This is a genomic window from Rhizobium sp. SVR5-9E, assembly GCF_056755095.1.
Genome location: NZ_JBNDHS010000705.1, coordinates 1 through 238, shown reverse-complemented (window position 1 = coordinate 238; position 238 = coordinate 1). Strand labels below are relative to the sequence as shown.

Below are 238 nucleotides of genomic sequence, written 5' to 3'. Positions count from 1 at the left end.
GATGAGAAGGTCAAGCTGAAATCTTCTTCCGAAGAATGACGGCATTTTTTTCCGTTTAAAATAAGCCTTTCCATCTATACCGGTCACTGTGTAGGAAGGATTCAGGAAATATCCGGTAAACATCCCGATAAGTGGGATCTCGCCGACCATTCCGTCAAAAAACCGTACCCACGCATTGTCTTCCTGAATTTTGAATTTCGGCTGATCGTTGGCATCCAATACATCGTAGCCTGTCTCT

1 protein-coding gene is annotated in these 238 nt (G+C 44.1%); it reads right to left on the bottom strand.

Annotated elements, in window-relative coordinates; translation table 11 throughout:
• A partial coding sequence (locus tag ACPYOJ_RS36635; protein ID WP_481420577.1) for a hypothetical protein occupies positions 1-238 on the bottom strand: 238 nt, incomplete at both ends.